Source organism: Enterococcus sp. AZ084 (genome assembly GCF_051714905.1).
GTDB lineage: Bacteria > Bacillota > Bacilli > Lactobacillales > Enterococcaceae > Enterococcus_B > Enterococcus_B pernyi.
Genome location: NZ_JBIOSS010000001.1, coordinates 560,715 through 581,846, shown reverse-complemented (window position 1 = coordinate 581,846; position 21,132 = coordinate 560,715). Strand labels below are relative to the sequence as shown.

General features: G+C 40.1%; 20 protein-coding genes. 3 read left to right on the top strand and 17 right to left on the bottom strand.

Translation table 11 applies throughout. The features are described from left to right. Window positions 1-62: 62 nt before the first annotated feature. The 9 genes from IGI79_RS02740 to aroF all read right to left on the bottom strand — a co-directional run bounded on the left by IGI79_RS02740 (window position 63) and on the right by aroF (window position 7,871). Window positions 63-518 carry a type II toxin-antitoxin system HicB family antitoxin gene (locus IGI79_RS02740; protein WP_438845695.1) on the bottom strand — a complete coding sequence of 152 codons (456 nt, stop codon included), beginning with the start codon at window positions 516-518 and terminating at the stop codon, window positions 63-65. A gap of 34 nt (window positions 519-552) precedes the next feature. Beyond that, window positions 553-648 carry a hypothetical protein gene (locus IGI79_RS02735; RefSeq protein ID WP_374952886.1) on the bottom strand — a complete coding sequence of 32 codons (96 nt, stop codon included), beginning with the start codon at window positions 646-648 and terminating at the stop codon, window positions 553-555. 207 nt (window positions 649-855) lie between these two features. Next, on the bottom strand, window positions 856-1,722 hold the full coding sequence (pheA, locus tag IGI79_RS02730; protein ID WP_438845694.1) for a prephenate dehydratase: 867 nt from the start codon (window positions 1,720-1,722) through the stop codon (window positions 856-858). Then, entirely contained in the window at window positions 1,719-2,225 is a 507-nt protein-coding gene (locus IGI79_RS02725; protein ID WP_019722393.1) for a shikimate kinase, read from the bottom strand. Before IGI79_RS02725 ends, pheA begins: the two co-directional genes overlap by 4 nt. Next, window positions 2,225-3,508: a 3-phosphoshikimate 1-carboxyvinyltransferase gene (gene aroA, locus IGI79_RS02720; protein WP_438845693.1), complete on the bottom strand. Its 1,284-nt coding sequence runs from the start codon at window positions 3,506-3,508 to the stop codon at window positions 2,225-2,227. The genes IGI79_RS02725 and aroA overlap by 1 nt, the downstream gene beginning before the upstream one ends. A 4-nt stretch (window positions 3,509-3,512) precedes the next feature. Then, window positions 3,513-4,592 (bottom strand): prephenate dehydrogenase, encoded by a 1,080-nt coding sequence (locus IGI79_RS02715; protein WP_438845692.1) that lies wholly within the window; start codon window positions 4,590-4,592, stop codon window positions 3,513-3,515. 13 nt (window positions 4,593-4,605) lie between these two features. Next, window positions 4,606-5,772, bottom strand: coding sequence for a chorismate synthase (gene aroC / locus IGI79_RS02710; RefSeq protein WP_438845691.1), 1,167 nt, complete (start codon window positions 5,770-5,772; stop codon window positions 4,606-4,608). After that, a complete protein-coding gene (gene aroB / locus IGI79_RS02705; RefSeq protein WP_438845690.1) occupies window positions 5,773-6,837 on the bottom strand; it encodes a 3-dehydroquinate synthase in 1,065 nt (354 codons plus the stop codon). Window positions 6,838-6,851: 14 nt separating this feature from the next. Next, a complete protein-coding gene (gene aroF / locus IGI79_RS02700; protein ID WP_019722398.1) occupies window positions 6,852-7,871 on the bottom strand; it encodes a 3-deoxy-7-phosphoheptulonate synthase in 1,020 nt (339 codons plus the stop codon). A 552-nt stretch (window positions 7,872-8,423) separates the two neighbouring features. Between aroF and IGI79_RS02695 the strand changes: the two genes are divergently transcribed. Genes IGI79_RS02695 through IGI79_RS02685 form a run of 3 tightly spaced genes read left to right on the top strand, consistent with a single transcriptional unit; the run spans window position 8,424 to window position 10,547 of the window. Then, on the top strand, window positions 8,424-9,815 hold the full coding sequence (locus IGI79_RS02695; protein WP_062805667.1) for a Y-family DNA polymerase: 1,392 nt from the start codon (window positions 8,424-8,426) through the stop codon (window positions 9,813-9,815). Beyond that, entirely contained in the window at window positions 9,778-10,278 is a 501-nt protein-coding gene (locus IGI79_RS02690) for a hypothetical protein (RefSeq protein ID WP_195273854.1), read from the top strand. Before IGI79_RS02695 ends, IGI79_RS02690 begins: the two co-directional genes overlap by 38 nt. Before the next feature lie 29 nt (window positions 10,279-10,307). After that, complete coding sequence (locus tag IGI79_RS02685; RefSeq protein ID WP_019722401.1) at window positions 10,308-10,547, top strand: hypothetical protein; 240 nt, start codon at window positions 10,308-10,310, stop codon at window positions 10,545-10,547. 183 nt (window positions 10,548-10,730) lie between these two features. Here the strand turns inward: IGI79_RS02685 and IGI79_RS02680 are convergent, their stop codons facing one another. From IGI79_RS02680 to IGI79_RS02645, 8 genes are all read right to left on the bottom strand, one after another. Then, window positions 10,731-11,003, bottom strand: coding sequence for a type II toxin-antitoxin system YafQ family toxin (locus IGI79_RS02680; protein WP_019722402.1), 273 nt, complete (start codon window positions 11,001-11,003; stop codon window positions 10,731-10,733). Continuing rightward, window positions 10,996-11,262: a type II toxin-antitoxin system RelB/DinJ family antitoxin gene (locus IGI79_RS02675; RefSeq protein ID WP_019722403.1), complete on the bottom strand. Its 267-nt coding sequence runs from the start codon at window positions 11,260-11,262 to the stop codon at window positions 10,996-10,998. Before IGI79_RS02675 ends, IGI79_RS02680 begins: the two co-directional genes overlap by 8 nt. Window positions 11,263-11,350: 88 nt before the next feature. Beyond that, entirely contained in the window at window positions 11,351-11,842 is a 492-nt protein-coding gene (locus IGI79_RS02670) for a glycosyl-4,4'-diaponeurosporenoate acyltransferase (RefSeq protein WP_066025186.1), read from the bottom strand. 9 nt (window positions 11,843-11,851) lie between these two features. After that, on the bottom strand, window positions 11,852-12,931 hold the full coding sequence (locus IGI79_RS02665) for a glycosyltransferase (protein ID WP_195273856.1): 1,080 nt from the start codon (window positions 12,929-12,931) through the stop codon (window positions 11,852-11,854). Window positions 12,932-12,946: 15 nt separating this feature from the next. Beyond that, on the bottom strand, window positions 12,947-14,443 hold the full coding sequence (locus tag IGI79_RS02660) for a phytoene desaturase family protein (protein ID WP_195273858.1): 1,497 nt from the start codon (window positions 14,441-14,443) through the stop codon (window positions 12,947-12,949). 258 nt (window positions 14,444-14,701) lie between these two features. Continuing rightward, on the bottom strand, window positions 14,702-16,231 hold the full coding sequence (gene cls / locus IGI79_RS02655; RefSeq protein ID WP_195273860.1) for a cardiolipin synthase: 1,530 nt from the start codon (window positions 16,229-16,231) through the stop codon (window positions 14,702-14,704). A 349-nt stretch (window positions 16,232-16,580) separates the two neighbouring features. Continuing rightward, the gene (locus tag IGI79_RS02650; protein WP_258080033.1) at window positions 16,581-20,027 is read right to left on the bottom strand and encodes a WxL domain-containing protein; all 3,447 of its coding nucleotides are present in this window, start codon (window positions 20,025-20,027) and stop codon (window positions 16,581-16,583) included. A 5-nt stretch (window positions 20,028-20,032) separates the two neighbouring features. Beyond that, window positions 20,033-21,100 carry a DUF916 and DUF3324 domain-containing protein gene (locus IGI79_RS02645; RefSeq protein WP_065096241.1) on the bottom strand — a complete coding sequence of 356 codons (1,068 nt, stop codon included), beginning with the start codon at window positions 21,098-21,100 and terminating at the stop codon, window positions 20,033-20,035. Window positions 21,101-21,132: the final 32 nt, after the last annotated feature.

Here is a 21,132-nt window from a genome sequence, read left to right as displayed (position 1 = left end):
CATCTGTTTATGATTTATAACTTATTTTATTTAAAAGAAAAATGATAGTTTCTCTTTTAAAGTTAAGCACCTAGTTTTTCACGAACAATGGCTTCGGTCAATGTTTTTGAAAAATTCAGATGCATTTCTTTACCTAACTTATCTGCCCATTTTGGGATCGTTAACGTCTTTTTTACAGGTTCCTCTGAGCCTAAATATTCTGTTAGATCGACAGAGACCATTGAAATAAATGATTTTTCAGCATCATATTCTAATATGAACTCGGAGTCACTTTTAAAAGGGTTATTTTCTATAAGTGACAATGAATTGATAAGAGATGGTTCAGGTAATGTTCGGTCTTCTTCTATCTCAGCCGCCAAAAGAATACCTAAGTAATCAGAGGCATTTTCGAGCGCTTCAGGAATGTCAGATCCGCTTGTACCAGCCATCTCCGGAAAATCTGGAAAGAAAACAGAAAATCCCGAGTCATAGCCTTCACTTGTTTCTAAATAGAATAATGCCGGATATGAAACAAGCATGATTCTCCTCCTCTCTCAAGAAGCAGGAACAGAGCTATTTTAACCCTGCCTGCCTCAGTATCGCATGTTCTGTCCCTTTAGGTAGCTTGGAAGGAACAATGATTGGTCGATTTACTCCTGGTAATTCCACTTTTACATGAGATCCTTTTCCACCTATTGAAATCAACCATTTCCTGTGGTGTCATTGGCATTGTTACAATACCTCCTGACATATCTATACTAACACGTGTAACACGTGAAGAAAAGAAAAAACACGTGTTACACGTGTAAAATCAAATATAGAAAAATTATTCAATAAAAAAAACCAAGGCAGCTATCTAGGTTCAGCTGCTTTGATTTATTTTCTGCATGTCGCTTTTTTATCCTCACGGCTACGGTACACTGGATATTCTCCAATCAATTGGACTGGAAATGCTCGCTGTTCCAGTAGTTTGATTGCTTCGTTCAATTTTGTATCTGCTTGTTCAATCTCTACTTCGATCACGAAAAAGTATTCACCTAACGAGGTTTTTTGCGGTCTAGACTCGATTTTGGTCAAATTAAGTTTTTGTTCTGCAAATACCGCAAGTACTTGATATAACGCACCTGGGCGATTTTCTGGCAAGTCTACAAATAGCGTTGCTTTGTAAGTACTAACTGGTAACTTAGATGACATCGGTGAAGAACCTAGTAGCCAAAAACGGGTTTCATTGTTGCGGATCGATTGGATATCTTGCTGAACGATGGTCAAACCAAACTGTTCCGCAGCTTCTTTAGGTCCGATTGCCGCGATTTTTTGTTCAGGATGCTCGGCAACTTGTTGGGCACCTTGGGCAGTCGAACCCATTTGCTCGATTTCCACGTCAGGGAACTGTTGCTTCAAAAATACTTGCGATTGTGCCAACGCTTGCGGATGACTACAGATTTTTGTTACCTCTTGCCACGTCTGTTGATGCTCAGGATGCACCATCAATTGTTGCTTGATGGGCAAAACGATTTCTCCTTGGATCGTTGGTAAGGTTTCATAGACATGGTCTAATGTGGGCAATACGGAACCTTCGATGGAATTTTCGATCGGTACCATCGCATAATCGATCGCATCGTTGATCTGGGCATCAATCAAATTTGTTAAAGCTTGATACGGAGACCACTCGCCTTCGTTGAAATAATTCTTTACTGCACTATATGTGAAGGAACCTTTTGGGCCTAGATAACCAATTTTCATCGATTCATCACCTGCTTTATGATTTCTGAGACAATTTCTGCTGGTGATTTACCAGTTGTTTCTATCGTAAGATCTGCTAATGTTTCATAGTGTTTTTTCCGCGAAAAAAATAATTCTTTTAACTCTGTATCATCTTTATCGAGTGCCAACGGACGGGCTTGTTTGTGATCTTGGCGGATGCGTTTGATCAAAAGATCGGGATCAGCTTTTAAGTAAACCACCAGATGATCTGTCAGCAGTCGTTGATTTTCTTCTTGTAGGATAACTCCCCCACCTGTCGCAATGATCGCTTCTTCTTGCAACGAGTTTTTCAACAGCTTCGTTTCTTCCTGTCGAAAGGCAGCTTCGCCATGTAATTCAAAATACTGACTGATCGAACAGCCAAACTCCTCGACTAATTTTGTATCCATATCGATCAATGGTTTCTTTAACTGCATAGAAAGCTTGCGACTGATCGTTGTTTTACCGGCGCCCATAAAACCAATCAGCACAATTGCAGCCATTAGTTTTTCTCCTTGATCAGACCAGCTAGATCAGTGAAGAAGTCAGGATAAGAAATATTTACCGCTTCTGGATGGTTCAATTCAACTGGTTCATCGGTCAATAATGCGGCAATCTGTAACATCATGCCAATGCGATGATCCCCATGACTGTCAACAATTGCCCCATGTAAAGGTGTCGGACCATGAATGATCAGCCCATCATCTGTTGTTTCGATGTTTGCGCCCATTTTTATCAATTCTTCCGCTGTCGCATCGATGCGATTTGTTTCTTTCACTTTTAATTCTTGTGCGTCCCGAATGATCGTCGTGCCTTGTGCTTGTGTTGCAGCTAATGCCAAAATCGGTAATTCATCGATCAAGCGAGGAATGATTTCTCCTTCGATCCTACACGCCTGCAAGTTGGCAGAACGTACCATTAAGTCAGCCGCTTGATTTTGTTGATCGATCTGCATTTCTTGGATCGAAGCACCCATTTCGATCAATACATCTAAAATCCCTGTTCGTGTTGGATTGATTCCTACTTGTTTCAATAAGACTTCACTATCTGGCAAAATACTTGCTGCGACTAGATAAAAGGCTGCTGACGAAATATCCCCAGGTACCGCCACGTTTTGTCCAACTAACCGTTGCCCGCCAGCAAGTGTGATCACTTTATCTTCTACTCTGATTTCTCCACCAAATTGTTTGATCATTTCTTCTGTATGATTCCGTGAGCGTTCTTTTTCGATGATCGTTGTCTCACCATCTGCTTGAAGTGCCGCGAATAAAATCGCTGATTTGACTTGCGCACTGGCAATCGGCATCTCATATTCGATTGGTTTCAAAGGCCCACCAGTCACTCGTAAAGGTGGTAGATCTGGATGTTCGATCCCTTTAAGATCCGCACCCATTTCACGTAAAGGATTCATCACTCTCCCCATCGGGCGACGATTCAACGAGTCATCTCCAGACACTTCTGCCGAAATCTTACTTCCAGCTAAAATCCCTAAAAGTAAACGGATCGTTGTACCAGAATTACCTGCATCTAAACGTTCTGTTGGTGTTCGTAATCCCTCTACGCCATGACCATAAACATGGATTTTCTCTTCTTCCTCTTCTATTCTCACACCTAATTGTCTAAATATGGACATCGTACTCAAGCAATCTTCTGCTTTTAAAAAGTTCGTTATCGTCGTTTTTCCATGACTGATTGCACCAAACATGATGCTGCGATGAGAAATCGATTTATCTGCTGGAACCGTTAGCTCACCTTTGATCCCATGTGTAGCATTAAGTAATTGCATTGTCTCAACTCCTGATCCAACAGTGAAAATTTTCCGCTTGAATCAATGCTTGTCCTTTTTCTAAATCGGTTTGATTTTTGAAGGACAATTCAAGGACTCCGAAAATATCTTCTCTAGTTTCTTGTATTTTTAGATTGATGATTGAAATATCTGCTTGGCTCAAAGCCGTTGTCACCTTAGCAACTGCACCGGAAATATCCGGAATATCAACGTATAGATCATAGAATGCTGGAATCGTTCCTTGTCGTTTCTTCGGCAACTGATCCCTTGTTTGCTTCGCTTGTGCAAAAAATCGATAAATGGCCTCTTCATCATTTCTCGCAAGTTGTGTTTTCAATGTTTCCATGGAGGATTGCCATTCTTCTAGTAAAGACAGCATGATTTCTTGATTCGTTAATAAGATATCTGTCCACATTTTAGGATCAGATGAAGCAATTCGAGTAATATCCCGAAATCCTCCGGCGGCAAGTTGGGAGGCTCTTGGATGTTTCTGATTGAGTTCATCACTGGTTTGCACTAATCCAGCAGCCACGATATGAGGCAAATGGCTTAAAACGCCGACGATCTCGTCATGATTTTTGGCTTCCATCAACACAAATTTTGCTCGAGTCGGTTCTAATAGTTCCATCAGTTCAGCTACACGATCACTCTCATGATCATTGGTCAATATATAATAAGCTTCCTCGAACAAATTGGGATTGCCGGCTTTGACTCCAGATTTATGCGAGCCTGCCATTGGGTGTCCACCAATAAAAGTAAAAGGGAATTCCTTAGCCGCTGTCATGATTGCTGCTTTCGTACTGCCAGTATCACTGACCAATACAGTTTCCTTTAGCGGAAGTGTCGCTAATTGTTGCAAATAGTCCAAACTAACTTGTACAGGAACCGCTAATAAAATAACATCCATTTGACTTGCTTCTTCGATCCCAGACACCAGATGATCCACTAATTGGACTTCTTCTGCAATTTTTCTTGTTTCTGCTGAATGATCCCATCCATAAAGAGTCACATTCGATCCTTTGATGGCTCGGCAAAGCGAAGCACCAATCAGACCTAAACCTAAGACAAATACCTTTTTCTTCATATCAGTCTCCTCACTAAAAGTCTTGGATCATCTGCCGATGACTGGCAACAGATTTTTTCAGCTCACTCATGTTATCCGCTGGGAAATGTTCAAGGATCTCCACGGCAAGTGCTGTTGCAATGACGTGTTCAGCCACCACAGAAGCTGCTGGTACAGCGGTACTGTCTGAACGTTCGACACTTGCTTTATAGGCTTCTTTCGTGTCGATATCCACACTCATCAACGGCTTGTAAAGTGTAGGGATCGGTTTCATCACACCACGAACAATGATTTGTTCCCCATTTGTCATCCCACCTTCAAATCCACCTAAATGATTGGTTGTCCGGCGGTAGCCTTGTTCTTGATCCCAGGTGATTTCATCCATAACTTTAGAACCGGGTAAAGTCGCTGCATCAAAACCGATCCCAAATTCTACCCCTTTGAAGGCATTGATACTCAGCATGGCTTGTGCTAATTTTCCATCTAATTTTTTATCCCATTGGACATAACTACCCAAACCAGCCGGTACATTTTCAACCCGGACTTCGACGACACCACCTAAGGTATCACCTGCTTTTTTCGTCTCATCGATCAATGTTTTGACTTGTTCTTCGATCTCAAGGTCTACCATATTGACTTCGGAGATCGTTGTTTTTTCCTTGATCACCGCCACAGGTAGCACTTCAGGAATCGTTGCTTTGATTCCTCCAAGAACTGCTACATGACTGGCAATTTCAATATCTAGTGCTGCTAGGATCTGTTTTGCTAAAGAGCCGATTGCTACACGCATGGTCGTTTCTCTAGCTGAAGACCGTTCTAACACATTCCTAAGATCTTGATGTTGGTATTTCATTCCACCAACTAGATCCGCATGTCCTGGACGAGGTTTTGCTACTCGACGACGTGTGACATGTTTTTCTTCGATTGGCTCGACTGACATCACCGTCTGCCAATTCTTCCAGTCTTTATTCTCCACGATCATTGTGATTGGCGAACCAAGCGTTTTACCATGTCGAATACCTGAGGTGATTTGGACACGATCTTTCTCGATCTTCATTCTGCCACCACGACCGTAACCCCCTTGTCGCCTCGCAAGGTCTTCATTGATTTTTTCAAGTGAAACTTCTAAACCTGCCGGGATACCTTCAATAATGGCAGTTAACTGTGGACCATGAGATTCTCCTGCTGTTAAAAAACGCATTTAGTTCCCCTCCTTTAAATAGTCTTTCACGGACTCAAGCGGAATTTCTTGGATTCTTGCTTGTCCGATTTTATCTAATAAAATGATTTTCAATGTCTTTCCACGTGCCTTTTTATCGTGGGTGATCGCATCATAAAGGGATTGCTCCTCCCAAGGTTGGTACTTGATCGGCAACTGATATTTTTCGATCATTTGGATCAATTGCGCAGTGATACCCACTGGTGATTGTCCCAGCTTTTCGGCTTGTTTGGTGATTTGCACCATACCGATCGCTACGGCTTCGCCATGACTGATCTGACTATAACCAGCAGTATTCTCGATGGCATGTCCGATCGTATGGCCAAAGTTCAGTAACAAACGATTCCCGTTATCGAATTGATCTTCTTCAACAACATGTTTCTTCACACGCAACGCCTTTTCAATGATTTTTTCACTATTAGCCAGTAAGTCAGCAACTCCTGTTAAGCTTGCCAAATCTTGCCATAGCGTTTCATCACTGATTGCGCCACACTTGATGATCTCAGCAATCCCTTCTTGGATTCTACGCTCTGATAACGTCATTAACGTCTCTGGATCGATCAATACCCCGTCTGGTTGTGCAAATGTCCCAATCATATTTTTCGCCATGGGTGCATTGATTGCTGTTTTTCCTCCAATGCTTGAATCGACCTGTGCCAGTAGGGAAGTCGGGATCTGGACAAATGAAATCCCTCGCATATAGGTGGAAGCAACGAAGCTGGCTAAATCGCCGATCACTCCCCCTCCAAGCGCAATCACCGCATCACTACGCGTAAATTGTTCTTCTGCTAAAAACGCATAGAGGTGAGCTGCCATGTCGAATGATTTGCTGCTCTCCCCAGCTGGAACAACATAATGGACGACTTCGTAGCTTGCCCGCAACTGTTGACAAATTTTTTCGCCGTATATCGGAAAAACATTCGTATCACTGATAATCGCGATTTTTTTATTTTTCCAGATTCCTTCGATCCACTCAGACACATGATCGAGTGCATTTCGTTCAATGATGATCTCATAGCTTTTTTCTGGTAAGACAACTTCTAACATGACGCTCCTCTTTTCTATAAGGCTTTGATTTTATTCATTGCTTCAACTAAAATCTCGACTTCTTCCATCATTCTTAGGTAGTTCTTTTCATTCAATGATTGCTGTCCATCTGACCATGCGTGGATTGGATCAGGGTGGATCTCTACGATCATCCCATCTGCGCCACTAGCAACACCGGCTCTTGCCATTGGTGATACGAGATCCCAAACCCCTGTACCATGACTTGGATCAACGATGATCGGGAAATGACTTAATTTTTTAATGATCGGTACAGCACTTAGATCGAAGGTATTACGTGTCGCTGTTTCGTAAGTACGAATACCACGTTCGATAAAGATGATGTTTGGATTGTTTTGTACCGCAATGTATTCCGCCGCATTCAACCATTCTTCGATCGTCCCTGAAATCCCGCGTTTCAAGCCAATTGGTTTTCCTGTTTTCCCAACAGCTTCTAATAGACGAAAGTTTTGCATATTTCTGGCACCGATCTGAATGATATCTGTGTATTCACAAACGACATCGATATGGGCTTCATCCATGACTTCAGTAATGACTTTTAAGCCGTAATGATCCGCTGCTTTACGCATCATTTTCAGTCCTTCTTCTCCTAATCCTTGGAAAGCGTAGGGTGACGTTCTAGGTTTGTAGGCTCCTCCACGTAGGACTGTTGCCCCACCAGCTTTTGCCATACGAGCAGTTTCCATGATTTGTTCTTCGCCTTCTACTGAACAAGGACCAGCCATCGTCACAAAACTACCATCACCGATTTTCAAACCATCCACATCAACGACTGTATCTTGCGGATGAAATTCTCGAGAAGTCAGTTTGTACGTATTAGAGATTTTTACTGCACGCTCCACCGTGTCGTATCTTTCAAATGGTACACCTTGGATAATTTTTGGATCACCGATCAATCCTAAAACAAGACGATCTTTGCCATGGTTGATCTGGACGTCCAAGCCCTCTTCCTTGATACGTGAAAGTACTGGTTCTAGTTGGTTTACTTCAATTCCTGGTTTAATAATTAAAATCATAAGATAACATCCTTTTTTATTTTTATTTTTTTATCACTGTTTAAATACTTGATCGACAATGGAAAATCGTTCGTTGTTTACTTAAAATAACTCGTTGGAAAATGAACTGATGTGGTTCTCCTTTCGTTAGGTATAAAAAAAGCCCGCCGTAGACAAATCTACAGTGGGCCTTCACCAATTCTAACAAAAAAGCCACTATAGATTTTCATCTATGTGGCGGACAAGTCATCTCAAACATCCTTAGCCATCATAGATACAAACGTTGTGTTTGCACCCATGAATGTCATGAATACAAACCTATCTAAAATAGCTAAAGTAATACGTATTCAGTTGTGAATTCAATGTGATTTTCATAAGAAATCGCTCCAAACTGATTTAAGATTGGTTTAAGTATAGATTTCTTTCTGAAATAAGTCAACTACTTTTTCAAATCTTTTTCTCTTTATGCCAATGATCCTTTAGAAGACCGATGTTTTTTTAAAGTTCCTATTGATTTTTTCGTTGACAAAAAATGCGAACATGTGTTCTAATCATGTAGAAGAGGTGACTGTTATGTTTAAAAATCAAAATCCTGTATTTGACTATCATAAAGAACCTTCTAGAGATATTTTATGTATTGATTGTAAGTCGTTCTATGCTTCTGTTGAATGTGTCTCACTTGGATTAGACCCTTTAACAACCAAACTAGTTGTTATGTCGTATCCCGGAAATTCATGGGAAGAACGTGGTAGCGGGTTGATCCTTGCCTCTAGCCCAGCTGCAAAAAAAGCCTACGGGATCACGAATATCAGTCGTGCGCGTGATTTGCCCTTTCCTTATCCCAGTGATTTATATATTGCCCCACCACGAATGGCCTATTATATGGAGAAGAACAAAGAAATCAATGCAATTTATAAAACCTATGCAGACGAGAGTAACCATCATGTCTATTCGGTCGACGAAAGTTTTTTAGATATCACAAATAGCTTGAATTTGTTCGATGCTCCTGATGCCCGGGCACTTGCAAAAAAAATTCGTCAAGACGTTTATGATCAGACAGGGATCTATACCACGATCGGTATCGGTGATAATCCACTATTGGCAAAATTAGCTCTGGATAATGAAGCGAAGGATACCCGAGACATGATCGCCGAATGGCGTTATGAAGACGTCCCTGAAAAACTTTGGCGGATTCCTCAGCTGACAGATTTTTGGGGGATCGGTCGAAAAACAGCGATTCGTTTAAATAAAATGAACATCCATAGCATCTATGAGCTTGCACATGCGGATTACTATCGTTTAAAAAGTGCAATGGGGGTAATTGGTACACAACTTTATGCCCATGCCTGGGGAATCGATCGAAGCTTTCTTGGCGAAGTCTACACCCCTAAATCAAAAAGCATCGGAAATAGTCAAATCCTCAATAAGGACTATACTCGCCGAGAAGAGATTGAAATCGTGATCAAGGAAATGGCGGATCAAGTAGGCACACGCTTACGTCGAGAAGAAGCAAAAGCACAAGTAGTTAGTCTGTGGGTCGGTTTTTCTTTAGGCTACACAGATGTTTCAGGAAAAACTGGGTTTCACCAACAGATGAAAATCGAGCCGACCAACGCCAGTCATGTCTTAGCAGAAGCACTATTGATGATTTTTGATCGACATTATCAACGTCAAGATATCCGAAGTATCGGCGTCAATTGTTCTCGCTTAGTTTATGCGACTGGCTTGCAATTGAATCTATTCGATGATCCTAAAGAGCAAGTCAATGCGGCAAAGATTGACTTTGTCGTGGATAAGATTCGACAAAAATATGGATTCAAAGCAATCGTCCATGCACATAGTTTACTGGAAGGTGGTCGAGCAATCGCCCGCAGTTCGCTTGTAGGCGGTCATGCTGGCGGAATGGCTGGTATTGAAGGTGAAGGACATGCGACGCACGAAAAAAGAATTTCTCGATTACAATGAATACCGCGATCGCCCCTTTGGCTTGAAATGGGGAACCGCTTTTGCCATGGATGAATTAGTTAAAGGGATCGATGAAAACGCTGAAGACGCCCTAAAAGACCTCCCTCCCCAATCACAAATGACGCGAGAGGAAATCGACCAAGTCCTGTTACAGTCCTTTCTCTACCGACAAAAAGTGACCATCCAATTAAACACAAAAGATGAATTTGGTCGATATAGAGAAAATATCGAGGGCGTTTTCTTAGGCGAATGTGATGAAGATGAGGTGACGATCGATGACACTCAAATCCCTTGGCAAGATATTCGCCATATCGAATTAAAGCAAGAAGAAAAATGGTCGCATCTCTCTACTTTTGCTACCATGGGAAAAATCAGCAATCGTATGCCTCAATCGCACAAACAAGAAGAGATTCAGTTGATCAAAGATGAATTTTACCAAGAATTCCCAACCGACAATGACTAAACGACTAAATAAAAAAGGAAGCGTTCGTTATGAAAACGATCTATACCCATTTTGAAACAGTGATCATCACCGCTTATATCGCCAAGCAAGAAATTGCTCTTCTGACAAAAAGCGGCAAACATTACCAAGGAAAAATCCAGTCCATGATGACAGAAGAAGGTTTTTATATAAACGACCAGTTTATTTATTGGACAGAACTTGCTACGATCGATTTAAAAGAAGAATACTTTCACTTTTGGCGACACGTCATGACAAAAACAAGCAGATAGGTCCTTTTTTGTCTTATTTGATTTTAGAGGTAACTCGAAACTAGATTTCGCATAATAAAAAGACTTGCCATTAGCTATCTAGTAACGCTTAAAACAAAATAAACGAGAAAATCCAAAACTTAAAAACAGTTTTTAGATTTTCTCGTTTATTTTTTGGAGTTGTCTATTTCCGTCACATTTCATTTAAAATAATTCACTGTGGGAACCTAGCCTAGCAAGTATTAGTAGTAATTGATCAGTATCAATCTTATATACTAATAGCCAATCTGGGCTGATATGACATTCTCTAAATCCCGCATAATTGCCGGTCAAATGATGATCACGATACACTTTGGGCAATTTATGTTGGCTTTGCAAAAGAGATAGCACCTTTTTTAATTTGGCTAAATCTTTCCCTTGCTTTTTCGCTTTTTTATAGTCTCGCTTGAATTGTGAGGTATAAAAAATATCAAGCATCCAAATCCTCCAGCAACTCATCAACAGAGCTGAATCCTCCATGAATATTCCCATCTTTTGCATCTTTTAGCGCTTGCAAAGTGGCCGGATTTCCTTTTTCAATTTTAAAAGGAATTGCCTGTTTATTGACAGACTGTTTCAAAAAAACTGTAATTGCGGTTGTCATATTCATACCTAACTCATCAAATAATTGCTCAGCATCCTTTTTCAGCTCCTCATCAATTGATATATGGATTGGTTTCTTTTTTGTCGTTTCCATGTTATCACCCCTATTATTTTTCAATTTTATTTTAACATAAAGACAACATAAAATCACCATAACAACAACATAAACACATATCGAACACCTAGTTCTTCCTTATTTTTCTGATCAACGCTCGTTCTAATCGTGGTCGATTATAGCGTTGAATCATAATAAACGGAACATTGACAAGAAGCGCATAAAAAACCATGACCCACCCCGCCCATCTTGGATTCCACAAAAAAAACAGGAACGCTGGCGGGATCAATAGCCAATGTGTCAGCTCTGCTCTTTGCGTTTCGATGATGAATTTCTTCAGTGCAGCAGAATCAGTCTTGCCAAGCCTTGATTTATCGAATCCTCTCTTAGCAATCACCGTACCATCTGGTAGCTTATCTTTCCATTTTTTGATTCGGAAATTTTTTTCCCAAAAACTCCCTCGCTTTTCAAAAGAAAAGGAACGAAACCAACGATGCTTTCTTTCAAAAAACGAGTCAGCGATTTGGCGGACACCGTAGGATATTCCTAAATGGAATATAAACCAGACAAGAATGTCGAGCATGACTAATACTCCAGTGGTCAAATGGATCAGCGGCATAAAACCCTCCTAAAGTTTGATTTTTCTTCCTCTCCAAGTCACTGATTTCAACAGATACGTTTGGATCAACGACCATAAAAACAAGAAAAGGAAAAAGAGAAAAAAGATTGGTAAAAACAACAAGAAAGCAAGGGTGAAATTCCCAACACGTTTGGCAAAGATGATGCATTGGCATACATACAGACAGTAGATGACTAGCGCAAACTGCCATTGATCCGTACGAAAAGCCAATACAGAGCCAACTCCACCAGCTATCCATAATATGGTCCCGAACAAAATAAAGGGATTGGTGGCTCTTGAAGCTGTGGCAAAATCCTTTGTCCACCCTTGGATCAATTGCTTGAACCCTTCTGGATACATGCGAAAAGCAATCAACTCTTTCCCACCATATAAATGGATGGGAAATCCTGCCTTTTGAAAACGTTTGGCTAAAGCCATGTCATCTAAGATCCCACTAGGCATATCATTATGCCCATCGACTTGGAAGTAATCGGTTTTCGAGCATAAGATACACGGCCCGAACGCCCCCGCTGCTTTTACTTTTTCCCCAAACACAGAAAAAGTATTCAATCCTACTAGAATGACCACATTGAAAACAAACGAAAGCTGTTCATAAAAGCGAACAGTTTGATGAAACGGTTGAAGCGACAGCAAGCCACTATTCCCTCTTTTTTCGTATTCATTCAATAGTCTTTCCAAACTATTGTCTGTCTGAAAAAATGTATCTGCATCCAAAAATAAGAAATGCTCACTTTGGGCCTTTGTTGCACCTAACCAACAGGCAGCCGCCTTGCCATGCTGCTCACGATCATTTGAGAAAACTGTTGCATCTAAGTTCTTGGCGATTTCTGCTGTACCGTCAGTGGAAGCATCATCCACGACGATGATTTCTCGTGGTTGGATCGTTTGCCTTTGGATCGATTGTAGCAATTTGGGGAGCGTATTTGCTTCGTTACGTACAGGAATAATGATTGAAACATTTGTGTCAAAACGTTTTGCAGAGGTTAGGTTTGTGATGAATGGCAGTCGATAAAAGATACACCAACCTGAAAGCCAAGCGACAAAAAGGACGATCATTATTAGTAACAAAATAAGCCTTCCTTCCTATACATCCGCTTCTCTTCGAGCAATCTTGTCACTCACTTGTTGTCCACTCAAAGTGACCATTGGCATACCGGCACCTGGATTGACTGTCCCACCTACAAAGTATAAGTTGTCATAGCGCTCACTATGTTTTGCATGTTTGAACCCATGATTTTTTTTACGATCTGAGACAGTACCGTAGATTGCTCCACGATGGGATAAATAATTTTTTTGGATATCTTCTGGGGTCCAACGATTTTCATAGACAATATGTTTTCTCAAATCCGTTAATCCCATCGTTTCTAATTTGATCAAGATACGCTCCCGAAAGGCATCGTATTCTGCCTCTGTAAATGGTTGATCTTGTAAATAAGGGATGTGCGGTAAAATCTTGATATTCTCATGTCCTTCAATCGTTTGGGAAGGATCAGTCTTATTCACATTGACCAAATAGATCGTTGGGTCTTCTGGCAACTGGTGCTGATGGAAGTTTTGATCAAAATTTTCTTTCTCCGCATTTGAAAAGAAAAAATTATGATGTGCTAATTGCGGATATTCTTTATTCACACCTAAATGCAAGACAAACCCTGAACTTGCTGGTTCAAATTTCTTTTCTAACTTCTCAGTAAACGCTGGTTTTTCATCTAATAACTGTTCATAAGCCGGGATGACTTCCATATTCGAAACAAAATAGTCTGCTTCGATCACCGTGCCATCTGCCAATCGCGCAGAACGGATCTGATCATTCTCTATATTTAATTTTTCAACATAAACGCCGGTATGGAACGTCACACCGATCTCTTTCCCAAGTTTCACGATCCCTTCCGCAATCTTGTGCATCCCACCTGGCACATACCAAATCCCTTGCGCATGTTGCATATAGATCATCATATTCAAAACCGCTGGTGCATCATAAGGAGACGAACCAACGTACTTACTGAAATAACCAAGCATCTCTTGCATTTTAGGATGACTCACTCGTTTTGCGATTCCATCATGCATCGAAGAAAAATAATCAAATCCTTTCAACGCTTTGATCACACCATGTTCTTTTAAAATCTCCATCGTTGAATCAAGCCCTTTGTCAAAATAACCGACTTCTGTATAATCGTAGATTTCTTTTGCGTAGTCTAAAAATGCTTGATACTCTGCCATATCGGTTGCAGACAACATTGGATTTTCTTGCGCCATTTTCGTTAGATCGCTGTATAAATCAATCGATGTATGGTCAGGAAAAAAAGAGCGCCACTGCAAATCCAACCGTTCAATCGGAATGTAATCTGCCATCTGTTTGCCACTTGCAATAAACAATTTTTCAAAGATTTGAGGCATCGTCAAAATAGATGGCCCTAGATCGAACCCAAATCCATTCGCTTCTAAACGGTTTAATTTACCGCCTAGATGATCATTTTTTTCATATAAAGTAACCTTGAATCCTGCTTGTGCCAAAGACACTGCTGCAGATAAGCCCCCAAGGCCTCCACCAAGAATAATGACTGATTTTTGTTTGTTTTTCACAAAATCACCTCTTACTTTCTAAGTCTTAAAGCACATTTTCACAGATGTAAATTCGTATGGTCCAACTGTAAAAAAAACACTTTATATCTATCTCTATAGTAGCATATCTCTAAAAAAACTTATTTTATTGCGCATTGTATTGTTATAAAACAATAAGAAAACATAAAATGAAAAACAGAGTAGACAAAACCAAAAAATCGTTTTGTCTACTCTGTCTCAGGCTAACTATTGCTTTTACAATCCGTTTATTCTCCACAATCAAAGAATCGGGACAAATAAACCACTGATTTTTTCTTTGACTTTCGTCCATCCACTTCGCCGTTGCCATTCTTCTTTTTTGACTCTTTTCGCATGGGCTAAATCTTCCGCAAAATGATCATTCAATTCATCGATTGTTCTTGATGGTCCATAAATGAACATCGATAACTCATGATTGAGATAAAAACTGCGAATATCAAAATTAGTTGATCCAATCGTTGCGACCACATCATCAACGATCATATATTTACAATGGATAAATGCAGTCGTATCGTAGATCGACACTTCAACTCCTGCCGATAACAAATCATCAATAAACGAGTTCGTCCCATGAAATGAAATCCCGCGATCGCCTTTTCCTGGTATGATCAATTGCACTTTGATCCCACAACGAGCTGCTCGTCTAAGTGCGCCCAATGTTTCTTCATCTGGAATAAAATAAGGCATAGCGATTTTGATCGAATCAACTGCTTTACCAATCAAGTCATTAAAAGAATCTTTGATGATTCGTTCTTGATCATAAGGACCGCCATAAATAACCTGTACGATTTCCGAGCCTTTGGGTGTATCCGTCTTTAATGGAAAATACACAGCTTGATGCTTGATGAAATCACTAATCGTTTCCGTTCCTTCATCGAGGAACAACCAATCATAAACGAAACACTCTTGTACCTCTAATACAGAAGGCCCTTCGATCCGAACATTCGTATCTCGCCAATAAGAGAACTTATTACCGCGACCACTATACTCATTTCCGATATTCATACCGCCAGTATGTGCGATTTTGCCATCGATCACAACGATTTTTCGATGGTTTCGCCAATTCGCTTTGTTACTCAACCACGGTGAATTCAAAAGATCATAAGTCCGGACTTCCACACCATTTTCTCGCAGCGCATCTAATAACCGATTCGGAAAAGCAATCGATCCAACACTGTCATACATAAAACGGACTTCGATTCCCTGTCGTGCTTTTTCAATCAAGGCAGCCGTCAGTTCTTCGCCGGTTTCATCTCCTTTTACAATATAGTAAAAAAGGTGAATATGATGCGTTGCCTGCTTGATATCTTGCAACAATGCTGTAAAGGCTTCGTCCCCTTCTTTTAACAAAGTTAGCTGATTGTCTTTCGTTGGATACTTTTCTGAAAGATGGAAAATCTCGTTAGACAGATCGTGCTTGGCATGGATGATCTCTGAATGTTCCTGAAGGATCTTTGAAACAGTTTGTTGTACGTTTCGCTCATTCGCTACTTGCTGTTTCGGCAACTTCCGTAAACGAGGCTCACGACCAATCAAATAGTATAAAATGATTCCAACGATTGGCAGAAATAATAAGGCTAAAATCCAAGCAATCTTAGATGTTGCCTCCCTTTGATCAAAAATCACTAAGTACCCACAAAGAAGAAACGCATAAATCTCCACGATCAACCACGCATAAATGATTTGATTCAAAAAAACAATCAGTGAAACCGCTACAAGAATCAATAAAATCAATAATATTTTGTATTGTTGCAATTTATTCTTTATCATCGTTTTCTCCATGTTTGCATGCTTTATTTTGTCGTTGATTCTTTTTTCTGAGACAGTCAACGATGTTAGTTACAGCACACCTTATTTAGATTATATACGTTATAGTCGCTCTAATGTAAAGGATTTTCTCCTTCCTTACATCTTTTATAGAAACTTTTCTTCTATAATAATAGTCATTGTTTTTCACTCCGTATTAAGAAGGGAAAAAAAGCGCTATGATATTAGTCATCTCACAGTCTCTAAAACTGAGTAAATAGTATTCCAAAAATAAGCCAGAAACCCAATAATTTTCGGGTTTTCTGGCTTATTTCTCAGAATTGTATACTACTGTTATAGCTCTATTTCTTTATCAATTTCCCGGAACACTACTTAATTCCCAAGTAAGTGTCGTTGAATATTCTTTGGCTTCTGGATTCGTTCCTTTAGGGACATACAAACCAACACTTTTATCTGCTGTCTCTGCATCCCCAAAACGATAGATCCATGTTCCTGTTCCAGATTCTTCATCTGCTTGTAATAAGATTTGTTTCGTATTTGGTAAAATCCTTTGCATGGATTCTTCCTGTAGCTCAGGCGAATTTCCGCCTTGTGCTGTCGCCAATTGTTGATTACTCAATTGGATTTCCGAACCAAGCAATTCATGACCATTTCGATTACTGAATTGTCCATTCTGGGTAACCGATAATTGCCAACCACTTCGCTCATTGTCCGGTCGACGATCACTGATTTGAACATAATTTGGCCGCTCTTCGTTCTCTTTCACTGTCCCATCTTCATTCAACAATCGTTGAGGTTGGGCATAATATGTTTGTTCATGAACAGAAATAGCTTGTGAGCCAAAATTGAAGGACGAAATAAAGTCAATACTTAGTTGCCCTTGATTTTCTGGCAATTCTGGTTTATTTTCAGGTTCCACTTCTAATTCTGGATCTAAAGGATCTACCGGTGAGAAAGGTCCTACATCCTCAACGATTAATGTCGTAGCCGGTTCAAAAGTTACATCGTGAAATGTTAATTCAGCGGCTGGGTTGATATTTCCACGCACGTTATTGGTTTCTGGTGGATTGATCACACCTGCGGCTTCTGCCGAGCCTTCTGCATCTCTTAGAAAGACCTGAATCTCATCGTCTTCTTTTAAAGTTAAGTCAGATAAATCTAGGATAAAGTTACCCTCGTTGTCTATCGTTACATCAGAAGTGTCAAAGATTTGTCCATTATGAGTTGCGGTTATTTCAACCTCTTTGTTTTCAACATATCCCTGAACATGTGTAGCTGTTTTTCCGATGGTATTCAAAGGAAACTCCGCTGGTTTTGGTGGGATAATCGGAAAGACGACAACACTATCTATTTTGATATCCTCCGGTAAACTTGGAACTCCAACTTCACCAACACCACGAAAAGCAGATAGAACGCTAATCCGATCTCCCTCATTTAAAAGATTCGGTAATTTTACTTCAAATATCCCCTCTCTATCTTCTTCACCATAGATACTATCTACTTTAGTAATTGCTCTATGTGTTTCTTTTTCTCCAGTAAGTCGTTCAATTTCTATCTCTAGTTCCACCTCGCCTCCAAACGCTGATCTATAGTCACTCCCTTCCGGAATACTTACATGACCAAAAATAGACTTATCTGCATTAGTAGGAACTCTTAATTCATCAACAACAGCACGTGCGTTATTTGCACTAATTCTACTATATGCAGTCATTCCAGCCGGTCCAAAAGTACTTGTATTAAATGATTCCGGATCGCTAGTCTTTCTAATAGTATTAAAATTGCTTCCCGTTAATTCAAAATCAACCATATTCCAATACTTTTCTGCTTCAAGATCAAAATTAGAACCATTAGCCCATGCTGCAAAATTAGAATTTTTCAAATCAAATATAGAGGATGACGATACATTATATATGTTGCCTCCATTTGGACGTGTATTTTTAAAATCAAAAAAAAGTGGATTATCAATAGTTATATTACTAGTTGAACCATTAAATATTGCACCTGATGCAGTGCTCGATCTTCCAATTGCTGTAAAACTAGTTCCTTCCCTAACATTGATTTCCATCGAACTGTTACCACCAATAGCAGGTCCAAAATCAGAGACAATATTTACTTCTGTTCCCACGCCACTCAAATCAAAAACTCCACCATCATTAGCAAATTCTATCCCTTGATTCGCCGAATTATTAGGTGATCCGTTTCCACCATTGTACATTTGTAATTTACTATTTCCTTTTACAAAGAATTGACCATCCGCACGAAATCTTACGGCCGGAGCAGCTCCTTCTTCAGCCTCAATAATAACAGTACTATTATTATCTATATCAAATCGAGAACCTCGGCTTGCAGCCCCATAAAATCTAACTGTTGCATCATTTCCATCAAGAAGAGAAGAGTAAAGTTCCATTTTAGAGCCATTGTCTACCAAAATTCTTGAATTCGTAGCAGTATCATAAAGAAGCGCACTAGTTTGAGGGGCTTCTATTTTCAAAGATGCTCCATTGTTAACCTCAATAAGCGATTCATTTGAATCTAGTCTGATAACCCCTCCGTATCTACCAGAGCTTGTTGAAGTTGTATTAATAGAAACTGTAGTGTCTTCATCCGTAATTTGAACTACCGGTAATACGCCTGAAATTTGTGCTAACTTTGCTTGCAGGTCCATACTTACTTTACTTCCATTTCGAGCAAAAAAATTATTGACTCGGAAGACAGCATCATCACGCGCATTCATAGTCGACCTATAAGTATTTTCGCCACCTATATATCCTGCCTTTGCATTCGGTGCATTAACTAAACCAGATACATTCCCATTTCCTGTATGAACATTTTCAAAATTTAATGTCCATCTTTGACTGTTGGCTGCTGTACCTGTAAAAATTGCTGTAGTTCCCGGTTTTGTTATTGTTATATTTCTTAAAGTAATTGTCGTCTCTACGCTCACTGCTCCAAGTGTGAATCCAGCAGTATTATTGGCAAAATTTATCGACCATCCTTGTCCGTCAATTTCTATATTTCTGTTGATCGTACCTGCCGCTCCAGCGTTTCTGACTATGTCGTTTTCCAAAATAATTTTTTGTACATCATCGTTACTTATGGCTTTTTGAAATTCTTCCCATGTTGAAACACTTACGAAAGGCTCTTTCTCCTTTGTTTGTTGATTCTGCGGAGCTTCTTCCTTAGGCTCATCTACTTCTTCGGATGTCTGATCATCCTCTTGATTTTCTTCTATTATATGTTCTCCCTCTTTTGATTCCTTTTGTCCGCCTAGCTCCTCATCAGGGGAGTCACTTTCTTCAGCTGGAAGTTCATCACTGATTGCTTCTGGCTCACTGATTTTTAGCTGAGTCGTCGTTTCTTCCACAGACAGTTCATAGTTTCCTGTCTTGTCAAATACCAAAGGAAGAACAAACGTATTTTGCGCATGTTTTGACTGAACGATCCATTCATGAGGCTGCTCTCCTTGTTCGATTGAAATCCCTGCCGACAATTGGTCTTGGATAAGCGTTGCTTCTTCTGGTAAGATCACTCGTGCCTCTGACACTTCTTGATCAGAAAAGAACGTCACTTGTAGCGGAACTTTTATCGTTCCTTGCAATTGAGATTGAGAAAAGAAAAAGTTAGGATTACTGGATAGTTCTTTTAAGGAGTTTTGGATAGCAGGACGTTCCATTGGCTCATGTTCCACATTGTCCATCGTGGTTTCTGCGTAGACCATGCCTATCGGTATAGTTACTGTTTGTATCACTAAAATTGTCGTCCCTAAAAAAAGCATCGTTCTTCTTAATCTTGAGGGCATTGTATTCACTCCTTCTCATTACTCTTATTCGGTTGCTCTTTTTTTCTTTTATGGATTAGGTAAAGAATTATTCCAAGCAATAAAACAAGTAACATGATTGAACCAATCATCCACCAATTAATACTCGTATCGACCATAACATCCGCTCGATTCAATGCTCGTGCTTCATCTGCTTCGATCGTAAAGGTTCTTTCCCATTGCCATTCGTCTTCCCCAGAACGTGCCGTCATTTTCAATACGTAGTCACCACTGCGAAAACGATCACCTTCTAAAGAAATCGGGAAATTAAAATTGGAATTGGGTGCCATTTGCATCTGTTCTTGACTGGCTTGGTATAAAATCTCTTCTTCGCCCACTTTTTGAACCGTAGCTTCGACTTCTAAGCGATTCACGAATGTCGGGGTGAAGTTTTGTAGATTCGCACTGATCACATTGCGATAGTTGAGTTGGTCAGCAAAAACATCTAACAACTCTAAGTCCGGTTGTACAGCATCTTGTTTGTTGCTCACAACCACACCGATGATATACGCAAAATCATTTTGGATGGCGACACCTTCTTCATTACTCGTTTCTTCTGTTGCTTCTTCTTTGACTTCTGACACTCGTAATCCGCCAGCTAACAATCCTTCAAATTCTTCTTTAGGCATGTTCAAATCAAGCGTAACGGTCTTTGTTTCATTTCCAGCAAGCTCAATGATTTCTGGTTGTTCAATCAACTCAGCCAACGAATGTTTGAGCGTTGGATCTGCTTCTTCCGCATCTTGTCCGTATTCTACGACCCCCATCACGTTGGTATAAGCAGTATGTGGGGTGATTTTGATTTTTTTGGCTTCTGCGTTTGCGTTTTGTAGTTTCAACGTTAGCTTTTCTGTCGTTTCTGGTGCAAGATTCAATTGAAAATAACGATCATTTCCTGATTTTTGATTTTCTGAGAACTCAGGCGTTACATAAAAATTCAACGTTCCTTCTTCCGCTCCAACCAACATGGGAGCCATCAGGCTGACAATCATGACGAGTAATACGATCCCCACTTGTTGGATTTTATTTTTTCGATATGTACTTGTCTTTTTCATAAACTTACCCCTTTCTTTAAAGGAGGTAGCGC

Excerpts from the sequence above, each read along its gene's own strand:
- cls (WP_195273860.1), bottom strand. The coding sequence starts at position 16,231 with ATGATAAAGAATAAATTGCAACAATACAAAATATTATTGATTTTATTG.
- IGI79_RS02695 (WP_062805667.1), top strand. The coding sequence starts at position 8,424 with ATGTTTAAAAATCAAAATCCTGTATTTGACTATCATAAAGAACCTTCT.
- IGI79_RS02645 (WP_065096241.1), bottom strand. The coding sequence starts at position 21,100 with ATGAAAAAGACAAGTACATATCGAAAAAATAAAATCCAACAAGTGGGG.
- IGI79_RS02675 (WP_019722403.1), bottom strand. The coding sequence starts at position 11,262 with ATGGAAACGACAAAAAAGAAACCAATCCATATATCAATTGATGAGGAG.
- IGI79_RS02715 (WP_438845692.1), bottom strand. The coding sequence starts at position 4,592 with ATGAAGAAAAAGGTATTTGTCTTAGGTTTAGGTCTGATTGGTGCTTCG.
- IGI79_RS02690 (WP_195273854.1), top strand. The coding sequence starts at position 9,778 with ATGCGACGCACGAAAAAAGAATTTCTCGATTACAATGAATACCGCGAT.
- IGI79_RS02670 (WP_066025186.1), bottom strand. The coding sequence starts at position 11,842 with ATGCCGCTGATCCATTTGACCACTGGAGTATTAGTCATGCTCGACATT.
- aroA (WP_438845693.1), bottom strand. The coding sequence starts at position 3,508 with ATGCAATTACTTAATGCTACACATGGGATCAAAGGTGAGCTAACGGTT.
- IGI79_RS02740 (WP_438845695.1), bottom strand. The coding sequence starts at position 518 with ATGCTTGTTTCATATCCGGCATTATTCTATTTAGAAACAAGTGAAGGC.
- aroC (WP_438845691.1), bottom strand. The coding sequence starts at position 5,772 with ATGCGTTTTTTAACAGCAGGAGAATCTCATGGTCCACAGTTAACTGCC.
- IGI79_RS02680 (WP_019722402.1), bottom strand. The coding sequence starts at position 11,003 with ATGCTTGATATTTTTTATACCTCACAATTCAAGCGAGACTATAAAAAA.
- IGI79_RS02650 (WP_258080033.1), bottom strand. The coding sequence starts at position 20,027 with ATGCCCTCAAGATTAAGAAGAACGATGCTTTTTTTAGGGACGACAATT.
- aroB (WP_438845690.1), bottom strand. The coding sequence starts at position 6,837 with ATGTTAGAAGTTGTCTTACCAGAAAAAAGCTATGAGATCATCATTGAA.
- IGI79_RS02725 (WP_019722393.1), bottom strand. The coding sequence starts at position 2,225 with ATGGCTGCAATTGTGCTGATTGGTTTTATGGGCGCCGGTAAAACAACG.
- aroF (WP_019722398.1), bottom strand. The coding sequence starts at position 7,871 with ATGATTTTAATTATTAAACCAGGAATTGAAGTAAACCAACTAGAACCA.
- IGI79_RS02685 (WP_019722401.1), top strand. The coding sequence starts at position 10,308 with ATGAAAACGATCTATACCCATTTTGAAACAGTGATCATCACCGCTTAT.
- pheA (WP_438845694.1), bottom strand. The coding sequence starts at position 1,722 with ATGAAAATTGGTTATCTAGGCCCAAAAGGTTCCTTCACATATAGTGCA.